Genomic DNA, 440 nt, shown 5'->3' on the forward strand with positions numbered 1-440 from the left:
GTTTGGTATTTCCAAAAAAATGCATTACCTTTGCCATCATAAAATAAACAACGAAACGACATAAAAATTATGATGACAATCGAAGAATACAGAGCAGCCATCTTGCAGGCTTTACTCGATGCTAAGAACGAGGACGGCACTCCAGCCATTACTCCAAGGGAAGCACAGGAAGCACTCAACGGATTTACCGACGACGAGTTGCAAGACGGAATCCTATGGAATTCGCCCGAAGACGTGGCATCAATTATCCTCGAGGGATAAATCACGGAAGTTATATTCAGCTACCAACAGATAAGAATAGGAGCAAAGACTCTTTTTGCGGGGTTTTTGCTCCTATTCCCATTTATACTTCCTGTTCTTTCTTCCTTTAAAGACAGTCTTCAACAGCCCCGCAATACTTCATTTCTGTTGCAAAAGCAATAAAAAACTAAAGAATGCGA

At 41.1% G+C, this 440-nt stretch carries 1 protein-coding gene; it reads left to right on the forward strand.

The window, feature by feature from the left end:
* Positions 1-69 precede the first annotated feature (69 nt).
* The gene (locus D4A39_RS19230; RefSeq protein WP_118081417.1) at positions 70-261 is read left to right on the forward strand and encodes a hypothetical protein; all 192 of its coding nucleotides are present in this window, start codon (positions 70-72) and stop codon (positions 259-261) included.
* Positions 262-440: the final 179 nt, after the last annotated feature.

The sequence above is a fragment of the Alcanivorax profundi genome (genome assembly GCF_003597125.1).
Taxonomy (GTDB): Bacteria; Pseudomonadota; Gammaproteobacteria; order Pseudomonadales; family Alcanivoracaceae; genus Alcanivorax; species Alcanivorax profundi.

Coding starts and splice junctions, on each gene's coding strand:
- D4A39_RS19230 (WP_118081417.1), top strand. CDS start 70: ATGATGACAATCGAAGAATACAGAGCAGCCATCTTGCAGGCTTTACTC.